Source organism: Morganella sp. Je.2.23 (genome assembly GCF_051129855.1).
Lineage (GTDB): Bacteria > Pseudomonadota > Gammaproteobacteria > Enterobacterales > Enterobacteriaceae > Morganella > Morganella sibonii.
In genome coordinates this window covers 1137474-1158819 of sequence record NZ_JBCPSQ010000001.1, presented here as the reverse complement: position 1 = coordinate 1158819, position 21346 = coordinate 1137474, and the positions used below count along the sequence as shown (strand labels likewise).

Here is a 21346-nt window from a genome sequence, read left to right as displayed (position 1 = left end):
AACCGTTGTTATAGTAAGGGGTAACACGCAGGCTGAACAGGGTACGACTATGCTAATAAATAAAAACACTTTTGCGTTTAAAGCAAAAATTGACAGCTACGCGATTTTTCGCCATCTGGAGCTGTTTATTAAAATTGTGGAGTGCAACAGTTTCAGCGGTGCGGCACGAAAACTCAACGTCACGCCATCTTCTGTCAGCCGCGGCCTGCAGCAACTGGAGGAACAATTAGGCGTGGTATTGTTGAAACGAACCACCCGTAATTTTATTCTGACCGAAGCAGGTCGTTATTTATTGCAGAGGGCGCAACAGTTACTGTCTGATCTCGATGATTCATTAGTAAATACGGCGAGTTTTTATCAGCACGCGCAGGGACAGTTAAAAATAACCTGTTCAATTGCATTCGGTGTCTGCCATTTAATGCGGCTTTACAGTGAATACCGGGAAATAAATCCGCAGGTCAGCTTATCGGTTGATCTGAACGATGCATTAATTAATTTAAATGAAACTGACTTTGATATTGCATTACGGATCACCAGTCATCCGCCGGAAAATTTTGCATTACGAAAACTGTGTAATATAAATTGGGTCTATTGCGGCAGCCGTCATTATTTTGAACAAAACGGAATTCCGCAGTCACCGGCAGATATTGCCCGTCATAATTGTTTAATTAATCCGAATATTCCGGATACCTGGCGGATGAATGATAAGGACGGGGTGGCGTATCCGCTGGCTATTAACAATATGATTGAGGTAAACAGCAGCCTGGGATTACTGGAGGCGGCGCGCTGTCATCAGGGTATTGTCTGTCTGCCGACCTATATGCTGGGAAATTATATTGATAACGGCGAGTTATTGCCGGTATTGCTGGACTATAACCCGAAAACCACGCCGTTCGCGCTGTATGCCCTTTACAACCCGGCACACACGCATGCCCCGAAGATCCGTACGTTTATTGATTTTCTGGCGGATAAGCTTCCGCTCAATCCGCCGTGGGACAGCTGGATGTATCAGGACAGTGCAGGTAGCTCACCGGCATAAACATAATAGGTTTCGGTCACATCATGGCCGCCCCAGTCATAGGCTTGTGCGGCGATACGCTGTAATCCTTTGTGCTCATAAAAACCGAAATCGGAATCACTGTCTGTCCAGAGAAAATAACGGGTAGCCCGCTTATCCTGCAGATAATTCATCGCCAATTGCCAGAGGCGGTTGCCGATACCTTGTCCGCGGAAGCGGGAATCGATCATAAATAAATTCAGTGAGGCATCAAAATTCCCTTCACAGGAAGCCAGCAGCCCGCCGTTGATAATCAGGGTATTCAGATACATATCAAACAGTGTTTCTTCCTGCGGCTCACGGGTGATAATGTTTTTCAGGGCAGAATACTGGCGGGTTTTGGCGCGGACTTTTTCCCGCAGATCGGCGGCGGCCGTGACAGCCATAATACCGGCGATGATGTTATTATCATCACGCACCACAAATATCCGCGTTGAGGTCAGAATGACATCATCCAGTAAAAATTCCGCCATCGGCAGAACTTTCTCTTTCGGAATCCAGCTGCGGTAATCCCAGGTGGTGATAATTAATTCATTAATTTGTGCAATATCTGCATCAGAAATGGTGTGTAACTCGCTGTAACTCAATGCCTGAGTGTCACTCATGCAATCCGCCTTATGGGTGAGATGTCCGTGGCAGATTATATCGTCAGCATTATTATGCCTGCAAATAATGTCACCCGCTTTGCCATTGCCGGAGGCAGATAAAGCGATTACAGTGTTGCGCATACCCGCAATTTTGCTCACATCCGGTGAACTATGACTTCCGAACAGGATACAGTCCGTATTATTGATACCATCACGCTTTCCGATAACTGGTATATCCTCAAAAAATATGTTGTTGATTATCTGCGCCGTGACGGCACCTGTCAGCGCCTGGAGCGGGAAGTTTATGATCGTGGCAACGGCGCGGTGATCCTGCTTTATAACCGTCAGAAAAACAGCGTTATTCTGATCCGCCAGTTCCGCCTGCCGGTATACGTCAACGGCCATGATGGCTTTCTGATTGAGGCCGCCGCCGGTCTGCTGGAAGAGCAGGACCCGGTATCCCGCATTAAAGCAGAAGCGGAAGAGGAAACCGGTTTTCGCATCACCGATGTTGAAAAAGTCTTTGAGGCTTTTATGAGCCCCGGCTCAGTGACCGAAAAGCTTTACTTTTTTATTGCCGAATATCAGGACAACAACCGGCAAAGTGACGGTGGCGGTCTGCCGGAAGAGGGCGAAGATGTGGAAGTGCTGGAAATGCCGTTCCCGGAAGCCCTTGCCGCGATCCGCAATGGTGAAATAATTGACGGCAAAACGATAATGCTGTTACAGCATCTGGCACTGTCGGGGAGAATGGCATGACGGATGACGAAAAAGAGCAAAAAGAAGCACAATTGGTCCGCGATTTTCTGGCGAACGCAACGCCGGAACAGCGGCACTTATTTATCGCCCGTTCCAATTATGACAGTAATTATGATGCACTGAACGAACTCGCGGCGGACCCGCAGCTTGATCGGGCATCCGCACTGCTGATGTACTGGTCTTTGGGGGCCGCCTGGTATGTTCAGTATGGCCATGATGATGACGTACCGGACTATTCACGGCACAGCCTCGCGTTGATCAGGTTAATTGAAACCCGCTATTCTGCGGGATTTTATGCCGATCATGGTATCTGGTTTGACCCGATGCAGTCAGAGGGCGGAAGGCCGGATGATTACCCTGATCTGCCGGTCAGACGGCCTGTACCTGACATCATGTGCATCGCCGCACCCGGTGATGTGTATGTTGATTTGGATGATGAGAATTATGATGAAGGCTTACCATTACCGCTGGCAGAACAGGTGTATGCACTCTATGAATAGCATCTGCTGATGCATTCTTTCCCTGCGGGCGTTATGTGAAGGAAAACAATCATGAAAACAATCATGAAAACCGCAAAATATCTTACGCTGGTATTGTCCCTGCTGTTGCCGTTATCTGCCGGTGCCGGAAAGACATCACCGGCGATATTATCACCGGAAGAGGTGGTGCTCGATTTCTACCGCCTCAACTTGCAGGATCCGCCTTCTGACGGCTATACGCAGAGTGAAGCGCTGTATGTCAGCCCGTCATTACAGGTAAGTATCAATGATTCCCTCAGTTGTAATTTCGACGGTCCTGACACGGATCAGGCGTTTTGTGACCAGCCGCGCCCCTGCAAAGAAACGGCACATAATGTAATGTGTCTGTGGGGGGATTATTGGGTGGAAAACGATGTCAATTATTACACCAAGTCACAGGATTATCCGGACTCATGGATAACAGAGCGGGCGGCTCATACAGAATCACAATCCGCTGATACCGCCACTGTACGCATTACGCTGGGGAAAGCGCCGGAGCCGTTACGGTCATTCCGGGTAAAATTGATTCTGACCGGCGGACAATGGAAAATTGATAATATTGTGATGATGGAATGACACCGGTGTTCTGATACGTTTTGTGCATAAAATAAGTAAACAGATAAATTCACCTTTTTTACGCTTTTTTCTTATTTTATCCGGAATGAAAAAATGAAGCGTGTTTCTCCGCACATTTTATTTTTGAAATTTATTTTTATAATTCAGGGTATTATGGTAATAAAATATTTTATTACATATTTTATTTTCGTGAGAATAAACTGAATTTATATTTAATCTTTATTTACAAAGAGTTATTTTGAATTGTAAGTAATCCCGCCAGTTACCTCCGGATTTGTACGATATTAACACCTGTTTTTGTGGGTAATTCATCCTGCTGTAAGTATAATTTCCTGTTTTTTCATTAAATTCAAACTAAAGATAAATATGCTGTGAGATGCAAAGGCTTTCCTGTACTTTACATATTGTTAAGTGAATTTTATGATTTTACCGTTGTTATCCTGTGTGACGACATTACTCGTCCGGTCACATTATTCCGGCCCGGTCATTATTACTACCGGGCCGTTCTGTTTTGTTTCCGGGGCCGGTTCGCTGCAGCCCTGCGGTAGCTATATTCCGGACCCGGCGATTCTGATTTATGGGGGAGCAGTGACACCATCTATTTCTGATCTGTTACCGGAAAAATCCGGGCTGATTTTTACCTGCAAAATAGGCCGGTTACCGGAGCAGACCTTTCAGGTCACCGAATTTTCCCTCAGCGAATCCCTTTCCTCACTGTTTTCACTGACCATCAGCGCAGTCAGTCTGCTGCCGTCCGTGACGTTTGAGGAGCATTTAGGCTCCGCCGCCTCACTGACGGTCACCCGTGACGGTGTTAAAGTCCGTACCGTACAGGGGCTTTTGGCCTCTGCGGAACAGGGTAATACTGACGGCAACAAAACCTGGTATCACTTTCTGATCCGCCCTGAAATGTGGATTATGACGCTCAATCAGGACAGCCGTATCTTCCGGGAACAATCGGTGCCGGAAGTGCTGGCGACGCTGCTTAAAGAAGCGCATGTCAAAAACGACCTGAAATTCTATCAGGACGAGTTACACCAAAAGCGGGAATACGTTACTCAGAAACGGGAATCTACTTATGATTTCTGGTGTCGTCTGGCCTTTGAGGAGGGCATTAATTTCTGGTTCGAAGAAGGCCCTAAACTGTTTTACAGCGACAACCACCTCGGTATGACTGCCGGTATCAACCTGATCTATAACCCGCAGGCCGATACCGATATCCGTGACAGCACGGCGTTCTCCTGGCGCTACGCCGAACAGCTGTGCAGTGATGTGCATATCCAGAAAGATTACAATCCGGATCGCCCGTCTTATCCGTTTCAGCATGAAGTCACCGGTGAAGTACACAAACAGCATCCGGTATATGAAAGTTATGGCCGCTACCGTGATGATGAAACCGGTAAGCCGTTCACACAACTGCGTTATGAGCAATCGCAGAACCAGCGCCAGACCGGCACGGCGGGCACCAACTGCTTTGCGCTGATGCCGGGTAAAATCTTCGCCCTGCAAAACCATCCGTCGGATGTGATGAATCAGTCGTGGCAGGTGATCACGGTTAACCATCGCGGTGTGCAGCCGCTGGCCGATAACAGCGGCGGCGAAGGCACCACATTCAGTAACACCGTGCAGTTTATCCCCGGTACACAGGAATGGCGGCCGCCGTTCCGTTTCCGCCCGCAGGCTGATGGTAACGAGTTGGCTACCGTGGCCGGCCCGGACGGCGAAGAGATTTACACCAACGAGCACGGCGCCGTAAAAGTGTATTTTCACTGGGATCGCTATGCTAACCCCGATCACAGTGCCTCTTGCTGGGTACGGGTGGCACACGGCTGGAACGGCAACGGTTACGGGTTTATGTCGGTACCGCGTATCGGACAGGAAGTGATCGTTTCATACCTTAACGGTGATATTGATAAACCGATTATTACCGGCTGCACTTATAACGGACGCAATAATCCGCCGCTGAACCTGCCGGAAGAGAAAACCCGGACCACATTCCGCACACAGACCCATAAAGGTGACGGATTTAATGAACTGCGTTTTGAGGATGAGGCCGGGCAGGAAGAAGTGTATATCCACGCGCAGAAAGATATGAATGCGCATGTTGAGAATGATGCCACCTGGCATATACAGCATGATTTAAAGCGGCGGATTGATAACAACAGTCACACCGAACTGACCGGTGATGAGCATGTCATTATCAACGGCTCGCAAAAACACCAGACTACCGGGGATGTCTCGCTGCATATCAAAGGGGAACAGCACATCCGTGCGGATAAAAATCTGGTGACCGAAAGCGGACAGCAGACGCATCATCTCAGCGACGGAAAAATCATTATTGAAGCCGGAACAGAAATCACCCTCAAAGTCGGCGACAGTTTTATCCGCATCACGCCGGGGGCGATTTTCACCTCCGGTAATCTGAACGTCGGTGACAGTGCTCCCGGCAACGGTGTGCCGGTCAGACTGATGCCGCCGGAGGGCGTTCCTCCGGCCCCGGAGCCGTATCCGGTGAAAAAATACTGTGCGGCAGCCGCGCAGCATTCCGGCAGCATGCTGATTAAACCCGCGGAGGAAGAGTGATGTCGATGACCTGGCACGAGTGGATGGCGAATGTCAGACAGGGTGATGTGTATTTTCTGCTCAACAGACTGGCACATCCGGACCCGACCGATCTTTTTTACCGTAATGACTGGATTGATGAGGCCATTCCGCTGTATGCCGGAACGCCGTTATCTCATCTGGGCACCACCGGACCCTGGCTTGTCAGAGCAAAATGGCAGACACTCTCCGGAATGGCTGAACAACTTGATACTATGCCATTTTCAGATAACAGTTGGGGCTGGGCATATCACAGCCTGAACAACTGGGAAGAGCAGGTGGCACACTGGCAAAAATATCAGTTGATATGGTTTGAGGAGGAAGAACGGGTTTTACGCCTGTTTGACCCAAGAGTGGCGGGAGTGCTGATCCCGGCCTGCAAGCCTGCGGACTGGGCATCTCTGCTGATGCCGCTGGCTGATTGCTGTATTCCGTCACCGCAGGGAAACAAGGTCGTTAACCGCCTGCTTTCCGCCGGTAATTCCCCTGTGCCATCACGATTTGAGCCGGGAGTGCATCTGAAGGAAGCATGGAATCAGTCTGCTCAGGCACGCAAAAATGTGGCAGATAATTTTCAGATCACTTTCTGGGAAGCATACCCGGATCTGGCGTTAGCACTTGATGAACCACCGGGGCGTCTTCTTTCTCTGATTAACCGCAGTATGGATGACTATGAGAATGATCTCGTGGATGTCGTCTGGCTGAGAAATGACATGTTTCTCCGGTATCTGAAGCATCATAACCTTATTGAAAACTATCCGGGGACAGCCGATGCAATCTGAAAACGCAGAGTCAGTACAACGTAATGACCCGTACTGCACAAATTGTAATGCCCGTAAGGCGTGGATTGAAATTGTTCTGGTTGATGAACTGAATCGCCCGGTCGCCGGTATCCCTTACACATTAGCTGTTTCAGGCGGAGAAATACGGCCCGGAATATCGGGGCCGGACGGACTGATTCGGGAAGAAAACCTGCCGCTAACCTCTGTGATACTCAAAACAGACGCACAAAAACTGACGGATGAGATGGAAAACAGGCTCCTGCGCGAAGGGCGCGGGGCAGAGCATTCAGAAGTAAAGGCTCTCGCTGCACTCAATAATCACGGTTACCGTTATGCCGTTATCGGCGAGTTATGTGACCGGGCACCGGATATTGAAAACTGGAATAAAGAAGCCTTTGGTTTACCCCGTTATCATTTTAAAAGTGAAACTGATTTTCCGGGGATACGATTTTCCGGGAACGACTTTAACCGCCGCCATATCATTGAAATCTGCCCGTTCAGAGCCTGGTCTCTGATTCTTAACCATACCACGATGTATGATCTGGTGAATGCCCACAACCTGGCGTTTCTGGCGTTGATGGCCTATCAGGATGAAATCATGCTGGACCCGGATGCACCGGAGACCGATATGCGGCCATCGCTCGATATCAAAAATACGGTAACCTCCTTTTTCTATAACACCTGCTTTGATTTGTCTGATATTCCGTCGTTTGAGGACGTTCGCCGGTTTTATGGCATTGCGACAGACGTCCCGTTTCGTGAACGCTATTACCCAGCGGTATTCCTGGACAGCTCACAATCTGAAAACAGGGAATTTTTCGAGCACGACACCCAGATGTTCTTTGTGGAAAACAATACCCAGATTATTGCCGCCTGGCGGGGAACCGCCGGAAAACGGGACCTGGTGACCGATGCCTCTTACCTGCCTGTACCGTATTCGGGAGTGGAAGATTCCAAAGCCCATTACGGATTTTTAAATGCCTACCGGTGTATGGAGAAGTATTTTAAGGAAAAGCTGCAGTCAATTGCTACTGCTGCTCGCGATAAAAAATTATTCATTTGCGCTCATAGCCTGGGGGGAACAGCCGCATTACTGCATGCTGCTGACTTAAAAGCCAACTTACCAGTCGTTTATACTTACGGGATGCCTCGGGTCTTTACCAAAACAGCAGTCACAGAACTCAAGGATATCAACCATTTCCGGCATGTAAATGATGCGGACGCAGTCACGACAGTACCGTCAGATACCAATATGGATAACTGGTTTTTTGAACTCTGGGGGCCATTCGGTGTGATTTTGGGGATGGCCTGGACTATTGCAACGGCACCGACTCTGCCGATACAGAAAAGTCTGCCGGAGTTTGGGGAAGTTTTCTGGCACCACGGCAAAACTGTCTCCTTCTTTCAGGCCAGACAAATTGGTGAGGCATACCTGCCTGCCGGCAAAGGGTCTGCAATGACACGCGCCCGCTGGCGATTTAATTCAGGATATAAATTTTATCTGGTGCCGGATATCCGAAAAGATCTGGACGAAAAATTAAGGCAGCAGCAGGAATACCTGATCAGTACCATTGATAAAAACGTACTGGAAAACATTTTCCCTCAGCATACTAACCCGAATCTTGACAGCGTGATGTTCAGCTTCCTCGACCATTCCATGGTCAGCAACTATATGTCGCTTATCAGTAATCAGGTGCTGAGACAACTCGATGAAAACAACACACCGTATGCAAAAAGAAAGCGCGATGATTTTATTTCAAAAATCGATCACAGTGATGCCTATCCGCCGAATGTGGAACGAAATAATACCTTTATCCACCTGGAAAGTGTCCTCGGCGAGCTGTTCAAACATCAGCACAGTAACGCGGTCAGCCAGACCGCACTGACCCGCTTTACGGAGAAAGCCCATGAGTTTACAAACTAATTTACATCTTACTGCATTATTGCCTGCGGTGATCCTTATCGGTTGTTCTTACAGTACGACCTTATCCCCGCCCGCAGACAGCCGGAATATTCATTTTTCCGCCACCGTACCGGCTGATTTGGAATCGCTGCCGTTATCAGCCATGTATCGCTCAAAAAAGTGTACCCGAACCCGGACAAGCGGCAGTGGTAAATCCTATGAAGTCCCTGGGTTTAACAGTACCAAATACCCGCTGTCCGTCACCGCGAGCGGTGATGTGACTGCGGATATTCCGGTAAATGGCGGCGGATATTGTGACTGGCAACTCAGTAACATTAAATTTGAAGTACAACTAAAAAATCCACAGATGATTGACTCAGAGATTGTGGATAATTTTGGTTTTGAAACTATATTTATTATCGATAATAATGCTCCTCAGGCATTTAATGGAGGTTATATACCACACAGGGGGGATTTCAGTGAAACTCTTTTATTATTTCCATTTATGCGTGAGTTTTTTCTTGATGGGCATAAAAAATCATTTTTAATAGTATCTGATCAAACATCGAAAACATATCGATTATCCGGAGCAAATAATATTCATCTTATCGTGAATTATGAAAGAGATATGATGAGCTATTGGACAGATATTAAGGAAAAAAAAGAAGGAAACAGAACAGTCATTACTTATCCGAATGGTGAAGAAGAGCGAAAATCAAAAAGCTATCCCGACTATAAAAAACTGCTGAAAATCTATGAAGAGCGTAAGAATCATGTTCAGCGCTAATCAGGCATCAGCCGGAAATAAACTCACTGTTACGGTGTTATTGTTGCCGGTAATACTTACCGGCTGTTCTTACAGTACGACCTTATCCCCGCCCACAGACAGCCGGAATATTCATTTTTCTGCCACCGTTCCGGCAGACCTGGAATCACTGCCATTATCCGCTATGTACCGCTCGAAAAAGTGTACCCGAACCCAGACAAGCGGCAGCGGTAAATCCTATGAAGTCCCGGGGTTTAACAGTACCAAATACCCACTAACCATCACCGCAACTGGAGATGTTACCGCGGATATTCCGGTAAATGGCGGTGGATATTGTGACTGGCAGCTTAGTAATATTAAGTTTGAAGTTAAACTAAAAAATCCACAAATAATTGAATCTGGTATTACAGATAATTTCGGATTTGAAACAATATTTATTACCGATAATAATGCTCCCCAAACGTTTAACGGTGGATATATCCCTCACCAGGGTGATTTCAATAAATCGTTACTATTATTTCCTTTTATTAGTGAAAAATTTCTGGGCGGATATAAGAAAATATTTTGGTTAGTAGGTGAAAGTGACACTCTGACCTATCGTTTATCTGGTACAGATAATATTAATATTATGGTGAACTATGAAAAAAGCATGGTGAGCCGGTGGACAGGCGTCAAAGAAAAAAAAGAAGGAAACAGAACAGTCATTACTTATCCGAATGGTGAAGAAGAACGAAAATCAAAAAGCTATCCCGACTATAAAAAACTGCTGAAAATCTATGAAGAGCGTAAGAATCATGTTCAGCGCTAATCAGGTGTCAGCCGGAAATAAACTCATTGTTACGGTGTTATTGTTGCCGGTAATACTCACCGGCTGCACCTACAGCACGACTTTATCCCCGCCCGCAGACAGCCGGAATATTCATTTTTCCGCCACCGTTCCGGCAGACCTGGAATCACTGCCGTTATCGGCCATGTATCGCTCAAAAAAGTGTACCCGCACCCGGACAAGCGGCAGTGGTAAATCGTATGACGTTCCGGGGTTTAACAGTGCCAAATACCCGTTGTCTGTCACAGCAAACGGAGATGTTACCGCAGATATCCCAGTCAGTGGCGGCGGATATTGTGACTGGCAACTTAGTAATATTAAGTTTGAAGTCAGAATGAAAGAACCCAAAATAATTGAATCAGGCATTTCAGATAATTTTGGATTTAAAACCGTATTTATTACTGATAATAATGCTCCGCAGGCATTTAACGGAGGATATACATCTCATAAGGGTGATTTCAATGAATCATTATTATTATTTCCATTTATAAGTGAGTATTTTCTTGGTGGACATAAAAAAACTATTGAAGTCATCGGTGAAAGCGACATGCTGACTTATCGTTTATCTGGTGCAAATAATATTCATCTTATGGTTGTTTATGACAAAAATATGGTGAGTCGCTGGACTGATGTCAAAGAAAAAAAAGAAGGAAACAGAACAGTCATTACTTATCCGAATGGTGAGGAAGAACGAAAGTCAAAAAGCTATCCCGACTATAAAAAACTGCTGAAAATCTATGAAGAGCGTAAGAATCATATTCAGCGCTAATCAGGCGTCAGCAGGAGATAAACGGATGCACGGATTTAATGTTCCGGGTGTTGTTGGCGAAAATAGCGGATATATAAATTAATAACACTCATGTATTTTACAGAAAACAGGTTATGGGAAGCGATGAGAGGCAAAATAAAAAACCGGAAAATTATTCTGAAAAATGATACCACGAATACAAACGGAACCGTATTAACCGGCCGGTCTGCGGCAAAACAACAAAATGAAATTGCCTGCCGGGGCGATTCAGTTTATTGCCCTGCATGTGACTCCACCGGCGTTATTGCGGAAGGGGATGACATGATGAAAATAGAAGGTGTTCCTGTCGCGCTGGAAGGTCACCGGGTGGACTGCGGTTGCTCCGGCGGATGTGTGCTGGTTGCCGCAGAATAATAAATGCGGGTTTGTGTATTGATCTTTTCCCTTCTTTCAAACCGGGTGTAAACTGGCACAAAAGTACGGATTGCATGAGAGCTGGCCGTCAGCGGGCGTCCGGCATATTATTCCGGTTATGATAATATAAAAACAGGAGCCGCACGCGGGGTACAGACGAGTACTGCCGTGAAGTGGTCACAGGATATTATGGCTTTACGGGAAAAAGACAATGCCATCGCCATCACCGGCCTGGTTATTTTAACACTGATCTGGAGTTACAGCTGGATCGCGATGAAGCAGGTCACGCACTATATCGGTGCGTTTGACTTCACGGCGATGCGCTGTGTGTTCAGCGCCATTATGTTATTACTGGTGTTGTATATCCGGGCCCGTGCGACGGGGCGGAAAATCGGCTTAACCCCATTCCGCTATACACTGGGTATTGCCGTTCTCCAGACCTGCGGTATGGTCGGGCTGGCACAGTGGGCGCTGGTCAGCGGCGGTGCGGGAAAGGTGGCGATCCTCAGTTATACCATGCCGTTCTGGGTGGTGATTATGGCGGCCATGCTGCTGGGTGAGCGGATGCGCCGTCTTCAGTATGCCGCAATTTCTGTTGCTGCCGCCGGGCTGCTGTGTGTGATCCAGCCCTGGACCCTCGATTTTGCCTCCATGAAAAGTGCTTTTCTGGCCGTGTCATCCGGGATCAGCTGGGGAGCCAGCGCGATTGTGGCGAAAAAACTCTACAACCGTTATCCGCAGGTGGATTTACTTTCTCTCACCACCTGGCAGATGGTGTATGCCGCGGTTATTATGACAGTCGTGGCATTGCTGGTGCCGCAGCGGGCGATTGACTGGCAGCCGTATGTTTTCTGGGCGCTGAGTTACAGTGCTATCCTGGCGACCGCCGTTGCCTGGAGTTTATGGCTGTTTGTGCTGAGAAAATTACCGGCGGGTATTGCCAGCCTGAGCACACTGGCGGTGCCGGTTTGTGGTGTGCTGTTCTCATGGTGGCTGCTGGGTGAGGAGCCGGGCAGCACAGAAACCGCAGGGATTGTGATGATTGTGCTGGCGCTGGCGGTGATAAGTATCAAACGGACGAAAAAAACTGCCTGACATCTGCATCAGACTCTGCTAAAACAGTTTTACTGAAATGATGAATATTTCAAACAGGTAAACAGCATGAATCCATACAGTACATCCGGCATGATGATTATCTCCGCACCATAGCGGGGGATGTGCTGTATTCAGAACCCGCCGACTGAGCGGGTTTTTTATTGCTCTCTCAGCGGTATAACAGACAGGGAGCAATTATGTCAGAAATACAATCCGGCACCGGACTCCATTTCCTCTGCGGCAAAATCGCCTCAGGGAAATCGACACTGGCGCAACAGTTAGTCCGCGAAACACAGGCTGTCCTGTTGTCTGAGGATACCTGGCTGGCAACACTTTACCCGGGGGAAATTTTACAGCTGACGGATTACATTGAAAAAAGCCGTCTTCTGAAGTCCGCCCTGGAGCCGCATCTGGTGACATTATTACAGAAAGGAATAACTCTGGTGCTGGATTTTCCGGCGAATACCCCCGTGCAGCGCCGGTGGCTGAAAGGGCTGGCAGAGCAGGCCGGGTGCCGCTATTGCTGTCATGTTCTGGATGTCAGTGATGAAGAGTGCAAACGGCGGCTGGCCACACGGAACCTGAGCGGGGAAAACCCGTTTACCACCTCAGCGGAGCAGTTTGATCTGATTACAGCGCACTTCAGCTATCCGTCAGAAGAAGAGGGGTTAGTCATCAGCCGCCGCTGAATCTCTTAAGCTGATCGGCCAGCAGCGTTTTGACCAGCCAGATAGCTTCTTCGCTGATTTTTGTTTTTAATGCAGGATCATTAAACATCATCAGACACAATGATTCGGTTGCGCCGAAAATCATCACCGATGTCCATTCCGGAATCCGGAAATTTTCCGGCAGCCAGCGCTGCAATGCGCGTTGCAGGATCTGACAGAAAAAGTCCTGCACTTCACGGCTGATCCCCGCATATTCCGGGTACGCTTTCAGTGCCGCCACGGTGGCATTGAATGCTTCACCGTCCTCTGCCATCACATCAAAATAAGTTGTGATAAAAACGGAAATGGCCTGATCGAGATCCGCTATCGGCTGCTCCATTCCGGCATTCATCCGTTCGGTCAGCACATCATCACTGTATTTGAACAACGCATGCAGCAGGGACTTGCGGTTACCGAAATGTTTGTAGGTCACCGGCTTGGTTACACCTGCTTTTTCCGCAAGGGTAATCAGTGTCAGTGCATCGGTGCCTTCAGCCAGGATAATGGCATTGGCGACATTAAGCAGTTGTATCTGGCGCTCATCGCGCTGTAAACGTCCGGACAAATCTGCCTCCTCATTGATAATCATGTCGTTTTGCCTGCCGGAAAGTGTACCACAGAGTTCAGGGTTCCGGTGAACGGACAGAAACGATCGAAAAAAGATCAGAAAAGTATTTACAAGTTACTAAAGGTAACATATAACTATACCAAAGGTAACTTATAACGGTTTCACCTGCAACCAAAAATCAGTGAGGATGTACCATGCCGTGGATTTTATTAATTACAGCCGGATTATTTGAAATTGTCTGGGCGTTTACCATGAAGCAATCAGAGGGCTTTACCAAATTAGGGCCGTCAGTAATCACCATTATTGCGATGCTGATAAGCTTCGGACTGCTGGCGATGGCCATGCGGGCACTGCCTCTGGGTACGGCTTACACCATCTGGACCGGGATCGGCGCAATCGGTGCGTTTATTGTCGGGATAGTGGTGCTGGGCGAACCGGCAAACCTGATGAGGATTGTGGCGGGGGTATTAATCATTTCCGGTCTGGTGATGATGAAATTAGCCAGCCCGGCATAACAATATTCAGTACTGTGTTGATTGCCGGCAGATATTGCCGGCTGAGATTTCAGACAAAGCAGGATAAAACGTGGTTTTTCCTGCTTTGTGTTATCAGCCGAAAGTGTTATCAGCCGAAAATCAATAAATTGATTTTCCTGGTTTATTTTTACAACCTCTGACGGTCGTCGCCAACCCCTGCGGGTTTGTCAACGGCCTGAGCCGGCAATATTGCCGGCTTTTTTATTACAGCAGGGGCAGTTCACGCGCCGGGATCACATCTTTCATGACCAGGGTGGATGTCAGGCGCTGCACGCCGGGCATAGCGGCCAGCCGGCTGTCATATAATTTCTGAAATGCATCGATATCTTTGACCACGACCGTCAGCATATAGTCCGGATCACCAAACAACCGTTTGGCTTCAATAATTTGCGGGATGTCCGCTACCGCCGTCTCAAATTTACTCATACTCTCCTGGTTGCCGTCTTTCATCGTGACAAACACCAGTGCGGAGAAATTCAGCCCCAGTACGCGCGGATCAAGCTGTGCCCGGTAATCGCAGATCGCGCCGGATTGTTCCAGCGCCTTCAGCCGCCGGTGGCAGGGCGATAAACTCAGGCCCACGCGATCTGCCAGCTCAGTGACAGTTAATCGCCCGTCGAGTTGTAATTCAGAAAGAATCTTCCTGTCAAAGCTGTCCATTGGTGATTTTCTCCCTCAAATAAGGTAAATCAGGGTCTGATTAGCAAGCACATTCTACCCGAATACAGATATTCTTCCTATTAGTTTCCGGTACAGGACAGAGGTATACGGAGACTGGTTTCTGAAAAATGTCAGATATGCCGGCAACCGCCCCCGCCGGATCTGACGAAAACAAAAAGCCCCGTTTCATGGCTCTGAAACGGGGCTTTTCTTATGGCTGAGCGGGGATCAGTTATTTTCTGATTCGATGCCGCGGCTGCGCAGGTATTCATCGTAACTGCCGGTAAAGTCGGTGACTTTTTCCGGTGTGATTTCGATAATACGGGTCGCCAGCGAGCTGACAAACTCACGGTCATGGGAAACAAACACTAATGTACCCTGATATAACTCCAGAGCCATATTCAGGGATTCAATGGATTCCATGTCGAGGTGGTTAGTCGGTTCATCCATAATCAGGATATTGGGCTTGCTCATCATCAGCTTACCAAACAGCATCCGGCCTTTTTCGCCACCCGATAAAACCTGTACCGATTTTTTGATGTCATCCTGTGAGAACAACAGGCGGCCCAGCACACTGCGGACAGACTGTTCATCATCACCCGGCTGCATCCACAGGCTCATCCAGTCAAAAACGGTCATATCGACTTCAAAATCTGTCGCGTGATCCTGCGCGTAATAACCGATGTTCGCGTTTTCGGACCATTTATAACGGCCGGTATCCGGGGTCAGTTCGCCGACCAGGGTTTTCAGGAAAGTGGATTTACCCACACCGTTCATACCCAGAACCGCGACTTTTTCACCCACTTCCATCATCATATTGATGTTTTTGAACAGCGGGGCGTTGCCGTCATAGCCTTTGGACAGGTTTTCCACTTCCAGCGCATTACGGAACAATTTTTTATCCTGCTCGAAACGGATAAACGGGTTCTGACGGCTGGAGGCTTTAATCTCGGTCAGCTGAATTTTTTCAATCTGTTTGGCGCGGGATGTTGCCTGACGGGACTTAGAGGCATTTGCACTGAACCGGCTGACAAATGACTGTAATTCATTAATCTGGGCTTTCTTCTTCGCGTTATCCGCTAACAGGCGTTCACGGGCCTGGGTGGCGGCAAACATATATTCATCATAGTTACCCGGATGCACATTCAGGCTGCCGTAATCCAGATCGGCCATGTGCGTGCACACCATATTCAGGAAGTGACGGTCATGGGAAATGATGATCATGGTGCTGTTACGCGCATTCAGCGTCTGTTCCAGCCAGCGGATGGTATCGATATCCAGGTTGTTGGTCGGTTCGTCGAGCAGCAGAATATCCGGGTCTGCAAACAGAGCCTGTGCCAGCAGCACACGCAGTTTCCAGCCGGGTGCCACTTCACTCATCGGGCCGTTATGCTGTTCCAGCGGGATACCCACACCCAGCAGTAATTCACCGGCGCGGGATTCCACCGTGTAGCCGTCCATTTCAGCAAACTGCACTTCGAGATCCGCCACGCGCATGCCGTCTTCTTCGCTCATCTCAGGCAGGCTGTAGATGCGGTCACGTTCCTGTTTGACTTCCCACAGTTCAGTGTGACCCATGATAACCGTATCGAGCACAGAAAACTCTTCATAGGCGAACTGATCCTGTTTCAGTTTACCCAGACGTTCGTTAGGGTCGAGAAACACGTTGCCGCTGCTCGGCGCGAGATCACCACCGAGAATTTTCATAAAGGTGGATTTACCGCTGCCGTTTGCGCCGATCAGGCCATAGCGGTTACCGCCGCCGAATTTGACGGATATATTTTCAAACAGTGGCTTGGCGCCGAACTGCATCGTAATATTGTTGCTGATTAACAAGACGAATACTCATAAGTTGAAAGAGAAAAATAAACGGCGGGCATTATGCCACAGATGGGCGGCGAGGCACAGATGTATAAAAAAAGGGCGGTGACACAGAATGCCACCGCAGCAGGTATTATTGTGAATTCGGGTCCATAGCATAGATTTCACCGGACTCATCCTCCGGCAGGCCGTAATTCAGGACATCATAGATACCCAAATCGGTTTTGCAGACCTTTTTATTGATGACTTTATCGCCTTTATAGACCGCCAGACCGGTAAACTCCCAGCCGCGTCCCATGCCGCTGTATACCACATAGTTAAACGGACCGTTTTCAAAACGGATATAGGCAGAGCCGCCGCCGATAAAGGCCGTTTGTCCGACATAAACGCCATTTTTCGCATTGCCTTTCACCGGCAGAGTGATCTCCGGTTTTGCCAGAGTGCCGTAGCGGTATGCCGGTGTTTTTCCTTTCTCAACAACCACACTGACATATTTATTATTTTCCAGCTGGCAGGTAAACTCCTGAGCCAGCGCGGGGGCGGATAGCAACCCTGTTACAACCATCCCGGTAAGATATTTTTTCATTTTTCTGCCTTTACAGGTTATTGTCCGGAGTCCGGCGTATTATTGATTTTTCTGACGGACTATTTATTAACATAAAAATGAATTAATTTCCGGTTTTCCGGAGCAGGATAAGTATATGCCATGGACTTTCTCACATCCGGCAGTCGTCTTTCCGCTGAAACAGTCCCGTTTCGGCCGGTGGCTGAATCTGCCCGCATTGATTACGGGCAGTGTATCACCGGATTTGCTGTATTCCGCCGGGATGTACCGCGCAGCGGATGAGGCGCATCATTTTGCCGGCTGGTTTTATACCGGGCTGCCGGTATGTCTGGCTGTTTTGCTGATTTTTCATTTGTTGTCCGCGCCGCTGAAAATACTGTTACCGTTTCCGGTGACGGATCCGCTGACCCGTTCTCTGCGGGAAAATATGATTATCCTGCTGTCTTTATTTATTGGCGCTGCCACGCACATTATCTGGGATGGCTTTACCCATGAAACCGGTACGATGGTGCGTGCGCTGTCTGTTTTGCAGGTGCCGCTGCTGCATGGTATGACAGACGGGCAGGAGATTGCGGTTTATAAAGTGTTGCAGCATCTGGGATCACTGATTGGTGCGGGTTATCTCTGCCTGAAATTCACTCAGTATCAGCGGGCACTGCCGGATACAGAGAAACGCGGAAACCTTATCAGGCTGATCCGCCTGATTGGCATCGCGGTTCTGGCGGCATTTTGTACGATACCTCTGGCGTACCATCTGGCACAGACAACCGCCGGTTTGCATATGAATCGTTTTGTGTTTTATGAACTATCACTTTCGGTATCGTTTTTTGCCGGTTTTGTTGTCCTGGCGGCACTTTTTTTGGTGATCAGAAAACGTTAATGCATGATGTCGTGTGTTATGATCGCGGATTACATTTTGTTGCAGTACTGAGGAAAATAAACCGTGGCGATTTGGGTGGATGCGGACGCCTGTCCGAAAGTTATCAAAGAGATCCTTTACCGGGCGGCGGATCGCGAAAAAACGGATGTGACCTTTGTGGCCAATCAGCGGCTGGTGGTTCCGCCGTCGCCGTTTTTAAAAACATTGCAGGTCTCTGCCGGGTTTGATGTGGCCGACAATGAAATTGTCCGCCGTGTGCAGGCAGATGACCTTGTTGTTACCGCCGATATTCCGCTTGCGGCTGAAGTGCTGGAGAAGGGCGCGGTGGCTCTGAATCCGCGCGGTGAACGTTACTCCCCGGCGACTATCCGGGAGCGTCTGACTATGCGTGATTTTATGGACACCATGCGGGCTTCCGGTATTCAGACCGGTGGTCCGGCAGCGCTGAATCAGCGGGATCGCCAGCTGTTTGCCAATGAGCTGGATAAGTGGTTTTTACAGCGTAAAAAACGCGCACCCTCTGCCTGATTACCCCCTCATAATTAATATCGTTATAAAACGGCAGATGTCACAGTGACATCTGCCGTTTTATTTTTGTCCGCAATGTAACAACATCTTAAAAAAGCGTACTACTTAGCCTTATCCACCATAATAACAAGGATTTATAATATTTACCGCTGATTTCATCTCAGAAGATCCGGCCTGAATCCTGTCTGTCACCTCGTAAAATCCGACACTTTGTATCGTGTATTCCTGATAAAGCTTATCTTAAGTATCGTTATTATTAACATCGCACTATATTCATTAACATTATAATGATAGTTGTTATAATTAGTGTGCTACTTAATTAAAAAAATGCCACACAAATATTACAGATAATGATGAGGCTTTAGATGAAAATCTCACGCAGAAAGTTAATTTTAGGGGTTGGTGCTGCCGGCGTTCTGGCAGGTAGTGCTTCAGTATTAGTTCCTATGGTTCGCCGTGACGGTAAATTTGTGGAATCGGCTTCACGCGCAAAACATGTCGACGGCACCGAAGGTGCATTACCGAAAGAGTCCGATGCCGTCATTATCGGCGGCGGCATGATGGGGATCATGACAGCGATTAACCTGGCGGAAAGAGGCATGAGCGTCACCGTCCTGGAAAAAGGTGAAATCGCCGGTGAGCAATCCGGACGTGCTTACAGCCAGATCATCAGCTACAAAACATCCAAAGAAATTTTCCCGCTGCACCATTACGGCAAAATCTTATGGCGCGGTATGAACGAAAAAATCGGGGCGGATACCAGCTATCGTACCCAGGGCCGTGTTGAGGTGCCGTCAAGTGCGGAAGATCTCGAAAAATCACAGGCCTGGGTTGAGAATGCCAAAGAGTGGGCCGCTGATTTTGAAGCGCCGCTCAATACCCGCTTTATTCAGGGTGACGAACTGAAAAAACGTCTGGTTGATGCCAAAACAGACTGGCCGGTTGCCGGTTTTGAAGAAGATTCAGGCAGTGTTGATCCGGAAACCGGTGTACCGGTTCTGGCACAGTATGCCAAATCCCTGGGTGTTAAAATCTACACTAACTGCGCGGTCCGTGGTATCGAAACTGCCGGTGGTAAAGTCTCTGATGTGGTCACAGAGAAGGGTGCAATCAAAACCTCTCATGTGGTGCTGACCGGCGGTATCTGGTCACGCCTGTTTATGGGTAATCTGGGAATTGATATCCCGACACTCAACGTTTATCTGTCACAACAGCGTGTTTCCGGCGTTCCGGGTGCACCACGCGGTAACGTGCATCTGCCGAGCGGCATTCACTTCCGCGAGCAGGCTGACGGTACTTATGCCGTGGCACCGCGTATCTTCACCAGCTCAGTGGTAAAAGACAGCTTCCTGCTGGGACCTAAGTTTATGCATCTGCTGGGCGGCGGTGAATTACCGCTGGAATTCTCTGTCGGTGAAGATCTGTTCAACTCCTTCAAAATGGCCACATCCTGGAATCTGGATGAAGCCACGCCGTTCGAGACTTACCGTATCGCGACAGCCACACAGAATACCGAACATCTGGATGCGGTATTTGCCCGCATGAAAGCGGAATTCCCTGTATTTGAACAATCGAAAGTCGTTGAACGCTGGGGCGCGGTCGTCGCACCAACCTACGATGAACTTCCGATTATTTCCGAAGTGAAAGAGTATCCGGGTCTGGTAATCAATACCGCGACCGTCTGGGGTATGACGGAAGGTCCTGCATCCGGTGAAATTACCGCGGACATCGTCACCGGTAAAAAACCGGTTATTGACCCGGCTCCGTTTAGTCTTTCACGTTTTAGTTAATTTTTTGATTACTTACGTTGATACTATTAAGAGGCTTAATATGCGTTATAAAAGTTTACTGTTAGCTCTTCCGCTGGTTTGGGGCGCGGCACACGCGTCAGAAGGTGTTGTTCATCATAAACTGAACGGTATGCCTATTTCTGAATCTGTGGAAATCAGCAGCAGCAAAGATATTATTTTCCTCAGCGGCAAAGTACCGACCAAAATTTCCAAAGACGCACCGGAAGGTGTTCTGGCGTCATACGGTAATACTGAAGCACAGACCATCAATATCATGGAACAGATCAAGGCTCACCTGGCTGAGTTAGGTCTGGAAATGAAAGACGTGGTAAAAATGCAGGTATTCCTGGTCGGCGGTGAAGAGACTAACGGTACTATGGATTTCGCGGGCTTTATGGCCGGTTATTCCAAATACTATAATGACAGAGATTCCGGTAATAAATTACCGGCACGTACCACTGTTCAGGTTTCTAAATTAGCAAACCCGGCATGGCGTGTTGAGATCGAAGTAACAGCTGTTCGTCCGTAATAGTATTAGCAGGTTAACAGCGGGTTTGCATCCGGAAGGGGCAAACCCGTTTTTTATTCACGCGGCCTGATACACCATGAAGTTACCCCCCGGTGATTTCTGATAAACCTGTACTATCATAACTGTTATA

23 protein-coding genes are annotated in these 21346 nt (G+C 48.3%); 18 read left to right on the top strand and 5 right to left on the bottom strand.

Going from position 1 to position 21346, the window contains the following annotated elements; translation table 11 throughout:
• The first annotated feature begins 49 nt into the window (after positions 1-49).
• Positions 50-1039, top strand: coding sequence for a LysR family transcriptional regulator (locus AAZR23_RS05590; RefSeq protein WP_052927643.1), 990 nt, complete (start codon positions 50-52; stop codon positions 1037-1039).
• On the opposite strand, the gene AAZR23_RS05585 is transcribed toward AAZR23_RS05590, so the two are convergent.
• Positions 1009-1662: a GNAT family N-acetyltransferase gene (locus tag AAZR23_RS05585; RefSeq protein WP_218426090.1), complete on the bottom strand. Its 654-nt coding sequence runs from the start codon at positions 1660-1662 to the stop codon at positions 1009-1011. The genes AAZR23_RS05590 and AAZR23_RS05585 overlap by 31 nt on opposite strands.
• A 153-nt stretch (positions 1663-1815) precedes the next feature.
• Here AAZR23_RS05585 and AAZR23_RS05580 point away from each other — a divergent pair, with 153 nt between their 5' ends.
• The 12 genes from AAZR23_RS05580 to AAZR23_RS05525 all read left to right on the top strand — a co-directional run bounded on the left by AAZR23_RS05580 (position 1816) and on the right by AAZR23_RS05525 (position 13321).
• Positions 1816-2403: an NUDIX domain-containing protein gene (locus AAZR23_RS05580; RefSeq protein WP_052927645.1), complete on the top strand. Its 588-nt coding sequence runs from the start codon at positions 1816-1818 to the stop codon at positions 2401-2403.
• The gene (locus AAZR23_RS05575) at positions 2400-2903 is read left to right on the top strand and encodes a DUF4274 domain-containing protein (protein ID WP_218426088.1); all 504 of its coding nucleotides are present in this window, start codon (positions 2400-2402) and stop codon (positions 2901-2903) included. Before AAZR23_RS05580 ends, AAZR23_RS05575 begins: the two co-directional genes overlap by 4 nt.
• A 51-nt stretch (positions 2904-2954) precedes the next feature.
• The gene (locus tag AAZR23_RS05570; RefSeq protein ID WP_243846801.1) at positions 2955-3497 is read left to right on the top strand and encodes a DUF3828 domain-containing protein; all 543 of its coding nucleotides are present in this window, start codon (positions 2955-2957) and stop codon (positions 3495-3497) included.
• A 588-nt stretch (positions 3498-4085) separates the two neighbouring features.
• A complete protein-coding gene (locus AAZR23_RS05565) occupies positions 4086-6080 on the top strand; it encodes a type VI secretion system Vgr family protein (protein WP_434692398.1) in 1995 nt (664 codons plus the stop codon).
• Positions 6080-6880: a DUF4123 domain-containing protein gene (locus AAZR23_RS05560; protein WP_434691135.1), complete on the top strand. Its 801-nt coding sequence runs from the start codon at positions 6080-6082 to the stop codon at positions 6878-6880. The genes AAZR23_RS05565 and AAZR23_RS05560 overlap by 1 nt, the downstream gene beginning before the upstream one ends.
• A complete protein-coding gene (locus AAZR23_RS05555) occupies positions 6870-8804 on the top strand; it encodes a lipase family protein (RefSeq protein WP_218426085.1) in 1935 nt (644 codons plus the stop codon). The genes AAZR23_RS05560 and AAZR23_RS05555 overlap by 11 nt, the downstream gene beginning before the upstream one ends.
• Positions 8788-9570, top strand: coding sequence for a hypothetical protein (locus AAZR23_RS05550; RefSeq protein ID WP_218426084.1), 783 nt, complete (start codon positions 8788-8790; stop codon positions 9568-9570). Before AAZR23_RS05555 ends, AAZR23_RS05550 begins: the two co-directional genes overlap by 17 nt.
• Positions 9557-10357, top strand: coding sequence for a hypothetical protein (locus AAZR23_RS05545; protein WP_434691133.1), 801 nt, complete (start codon positions 9557-9559; stop codon positions 10355-10357). Before AAZR23_RS05550 ends, AAZR23_RS05545 begins: the two co-directional genes overlap by 14 nt.
• Positions 10344-11144, top strand: a complete 801-nt coding sequence (locus AAZR23_RS05540) for a hypothetical protein (protein ID WP_434691130.1) — start codon at positions 10344-10346, stop codon at positions 11142-11144. Before AAZR23_RS05545 ends, AAZR23_RS05540 begins: the two co-directional genes overlap by 14 nt.
• Positions 11145-11267: 123 nt before the next feature.
• Positions 11268-11537 carry a PAAR domain-containing protein gene (locus AAZR23_RS05535; protein WP_046895283.1) on the top strand — a complete coding sequence of 90 codons (270 nt, stop codon included), beginning with the start codon at positions 11268-11270 and terminating at the stop codon, positions 11535-11537.
• A 189-nt stretch (positions 11538-11726) separates the two neighbouring features.
• Entirely contained in the window at positions 11727-12632 is a 906-nt protein-coding gene (locus AAZR23_RS05530) for a DMT family transporter (protein WP_166707807.1), read from the top strand.
• 197 nt (positions 12633-12829) lie between these two features.
• A complete protein-coding gene (locus tag AAZR23_RS05525; protein ID WP_218426081.1) occupies positions 12830-13321 on the top strand; it encodes an AAA family ATPase in 492 nt (163 codons plus the stop codon).
• Here the strand turns inward: AAZR23_RS05525 and AAZR23_RS05520 are convergent.
• Entirely contained in the window at positions 13308-13928 is a 621-nt protein-coding gene (locus AAZR23_RS05520) for a TetR/AcrR family transcriptional regulator (protein WP_247709655.1), read from the bottom strand. The genes AAZR23_RS05525 and AAZR23_RS05520 overlap by 14 nt on opposite strands.
• 173 nt (positions 13929-14101) lie before the next feature.
• Between AAZR23_RS05520 and sugE the strand changes: the two genes are divergently transcribed.
• A complete protein-coding gene (sugE, locus tag AAZR23_RS05515; protein ID WP_107679160.1) occupies positions 14102-14422 on the top strand; it encodes a quaternary ammonium compound efflux SMR transporter SugE in 321 nt (106 codons plus the stop codon).
• Positions 14423-14647: 225 nt separating this feature from the next.
• Here sugE and AAZR23_RS05510 read toward each other — a convergent pair whose 3' ends face one another.
• The 3 genes from AAZR23_RS05510 to AAZR23_RS05500 all read right to left on the bottom strand — a co-directional run bounded on the left by AAZR23_RS05510 (position 14648) and on the right by AAZR23_RS05500 (position 17510).
• Positions 14648-15103 (bottom strand): Lrp/AsnC family transcriptional regulator, encoded by a 456-nt coding sequence (locus AAZR23_RS05510; protein ID WP_004237600.1) that lies wholly within the window; start codon positions 15101-15103, stop codon positions 14648-14650.
• A gap of 228 nt (positions 15104-15331) precedes the next feature.
• The gene (locus AAZR23_RS05505) at positions 15332-16939 is read right to left on the bottom strand and encodes an ABC-F family ATPase (RefSeq protein ID WP_107679159.1); all 1608 of its coding nucleotides are present in this window, start codon (positions 16937-16939) and stop codon (positions 15332-15334) included.
• Positions 16940-17057: 118 nt separating this feature from the next.
• Positions 17058-17510, bottom strand: a complete 453-nt coding sequence (locus AAZR23_RS05500; protein ID WP_046892095.1) for a hypothetical protein — start codon at positions 17508-17510, stop codon at positions 17058-17060.
• A 115-nt stretch (positions 17511-17625) separates the two neighbouring features.
• Here AAZR23_RS05500 and AAZR23_RS05495 point away from each other — a divergent pair, with 115 nt between their 5' ends.
• From AAZR23_RS05495 to AAZR23_RS05480, 4 genes are all read left to right on the top strand, one after another.
• Complete coding sequence (locus tag AAZR23_RS05495) at positions 17626-18369, top strand: DUF4184 family protein (RefSeq protein ID WP_434691125.1); 744 nt, start codon at positions 17626-17628, stop codon at positions 18367-18369.
• A 63-nt stretch (positions 18370-18432) separates the two neighbouring features.
• Positions 18433-18897 carry a YaiI/YqxD family protein gene (locus AAZR23_RS05490; protein ID WP_218426078.1) on the top strand — a complete coding sequence of 155 codons (465 nt, stop codon included), beginning with the start codon at positions 18433-18435 and terminating at the stop codon, positions 18895-18897.
• A 365-nt stretch (positions 18898-19262) separates the two neighbouring features.
• A complete protein-coding gene (locus AAZR23_RS05485) occupies positions 19263-20687 on the top strand; it encodes an NAD(P)/FAD-dependent oxidoreductase (RefSeq protein WP_434691123.1) in 1425 nt (474 codons plus the stop codon).
• A gap of 40 nt (positions 20688-20727) precedes the next feature.
• A complete protein-coding gene (locus AAZR23_RS05480; protein WP_434691120.1) occupies positions 20728-21216 on the top strand; it encodes a RidA family protein in 489 nt (162 codons plus the stop codon).
• Positions 21217-21346: the final 130 nt, after the last annotated feature.

Excerpts from the sequence above, each read along its gene's own strand:
- AAZR23_RS05590 (WP_052927643.1), top strand. The coding sequence starts at position 50 with ATGCTAATAAATAAAAACACTTTTGCGTTTAAAGCAAAAATTGACAGC.
- AAZR23_RS05585 (WP_218426090.1), bottom strand. The coding sequence starts at position 1,662 with ATGAGTGACACTCAGGCATTGAGTTACAGCGAGTTACACACCATTTCT.
- AAZR23_RS05580 (WP_052927645.1), top strand. The coding sequence starts at position 1,816 with ATGACTTCCGAACAGGATACAGTCCGTATTATTGATACCATCACGCTT.
- AAZR23_RS05575 (WP_218426088.1), top strand. The coding sequence starts at position 2,400 with ATGACGGATGACGAAAAAGAGCAAAAAGAAGCACAATTGGTCCGCGAT.
- AAZR23_RS05570 (WP_243846801.1), top strand. The coding sequence starts at position 2,955 with ATGAAAACAATCATGAAAACCGCAAAATATCTTACGCTGGTATTGTCC.
- AAZR23_RS05560 (WP_434691135.1), top strand. The coding sequence starts at position 6,080 with ATGTCGATGACCTGGCACGAGTGGATGGCGAATGTCAGACAGGGTGAT.
- AAZR23_RS05555 (WP_218426085.1), top strand. The coding sequence starts at position 6,870 with ATGCAATCTGAAAACGCAGAGTCAGTACAACGTAATGACCCGTACTGC.
- AAZR23_RS05550 (WP_218426084.1), top strand. The coding sequence starts at position 8,788 with ATGAGTTTACAAACTAATTTACATCTTACTGCATTATTGCCTGCGGTG.
- AAZR23_RS05545 (WP_434691133.1), top strand. The coding sequence starts at position 9,557 with ATGTTCAGCGCTAATCAGGCATCAGCCGGAAATAAACTCACTGTTACG.
- AAZR23_RS05540 (WP_434691130.1), top strand. The coding sequence starts at position 10,344 with ATGTTCAGCGCTAATCAGGTGTCAGCCGGAAATAAACTCATTGTTACG.
- AAZR23_RS05535 (WP_046895283.1), top strand. The coding sequence starts at position 11,268 with ATGAGAGGCAAAATAAAAAACCGGAAAATTATTCTGAAAAATGATACC.
- AAZR23_RS05530 (WP_166707807.1), top strand. The coding sequence starts at position 11,727 with ATGGCTTTACGGGAAAAAGACAATGCCATCGCCATCACCGGCCTGGTT.
- AAZR23_RS05525 (WP_218426081.1), top strand. The coding sequence starts at position 12,830 with ATGTCAGAAATACAATCCGGCACCGGACTCCATTTCCTCTGCGGCAAA.
- AAZR23_RS05520 (WP_247709655.1), bottom strand. The coding sequence starts at position 13,928 with ATGATTATCAATGAGGAGGCAGATTTGTCCGGACGTTTACAGCGCGAT.
- sugE (WP_107679160.1), top strand. The coding sequence starts at position 14,102 with ATGCCGTGGATTTTATTAATTACAGCCGGATTATTTGAAATTGTCTGG.
- AAZR23_RS05510 (WP_004237600.1), bottom strand. The coding sequence starts at position 15,103 with ATGGACAGCTTTGACAGGAAGATTCTTTCTGAATTACAACTCGACGGG.
- AAZR23_RS05500 (WP_046892095.1), bottom strand. The coding sequence starts at position 17,510 with ATGAAAAAATATCTTACCGGGATGGTTGTAACAGGGTTGCTATCCGCC.
- AAZR23_RS05495 (WP_434691125.1), top strand. The coding sequence starts at position 17,626 with ATGCCATGGACTTTCTCACATCCGGCAGTCGTCTTTCCGCTGAAACAG.
- AAZR23_RS05485 (WP_434691123.1), top strand. The coding sequence starts at position 19,263 with ATGAAAATCTCACGCAGAAAGTTAATTTTAGGGGTTGGTGCTGCCGGC.
- AAZR23_RS05480 (WP_434691120.1), top strand. The coding sequence starts at position 20,728 with ATGCGTTATAAAAGTTTACTGTTAGCTCTTCCGCTGGTTTGGGGCGCG.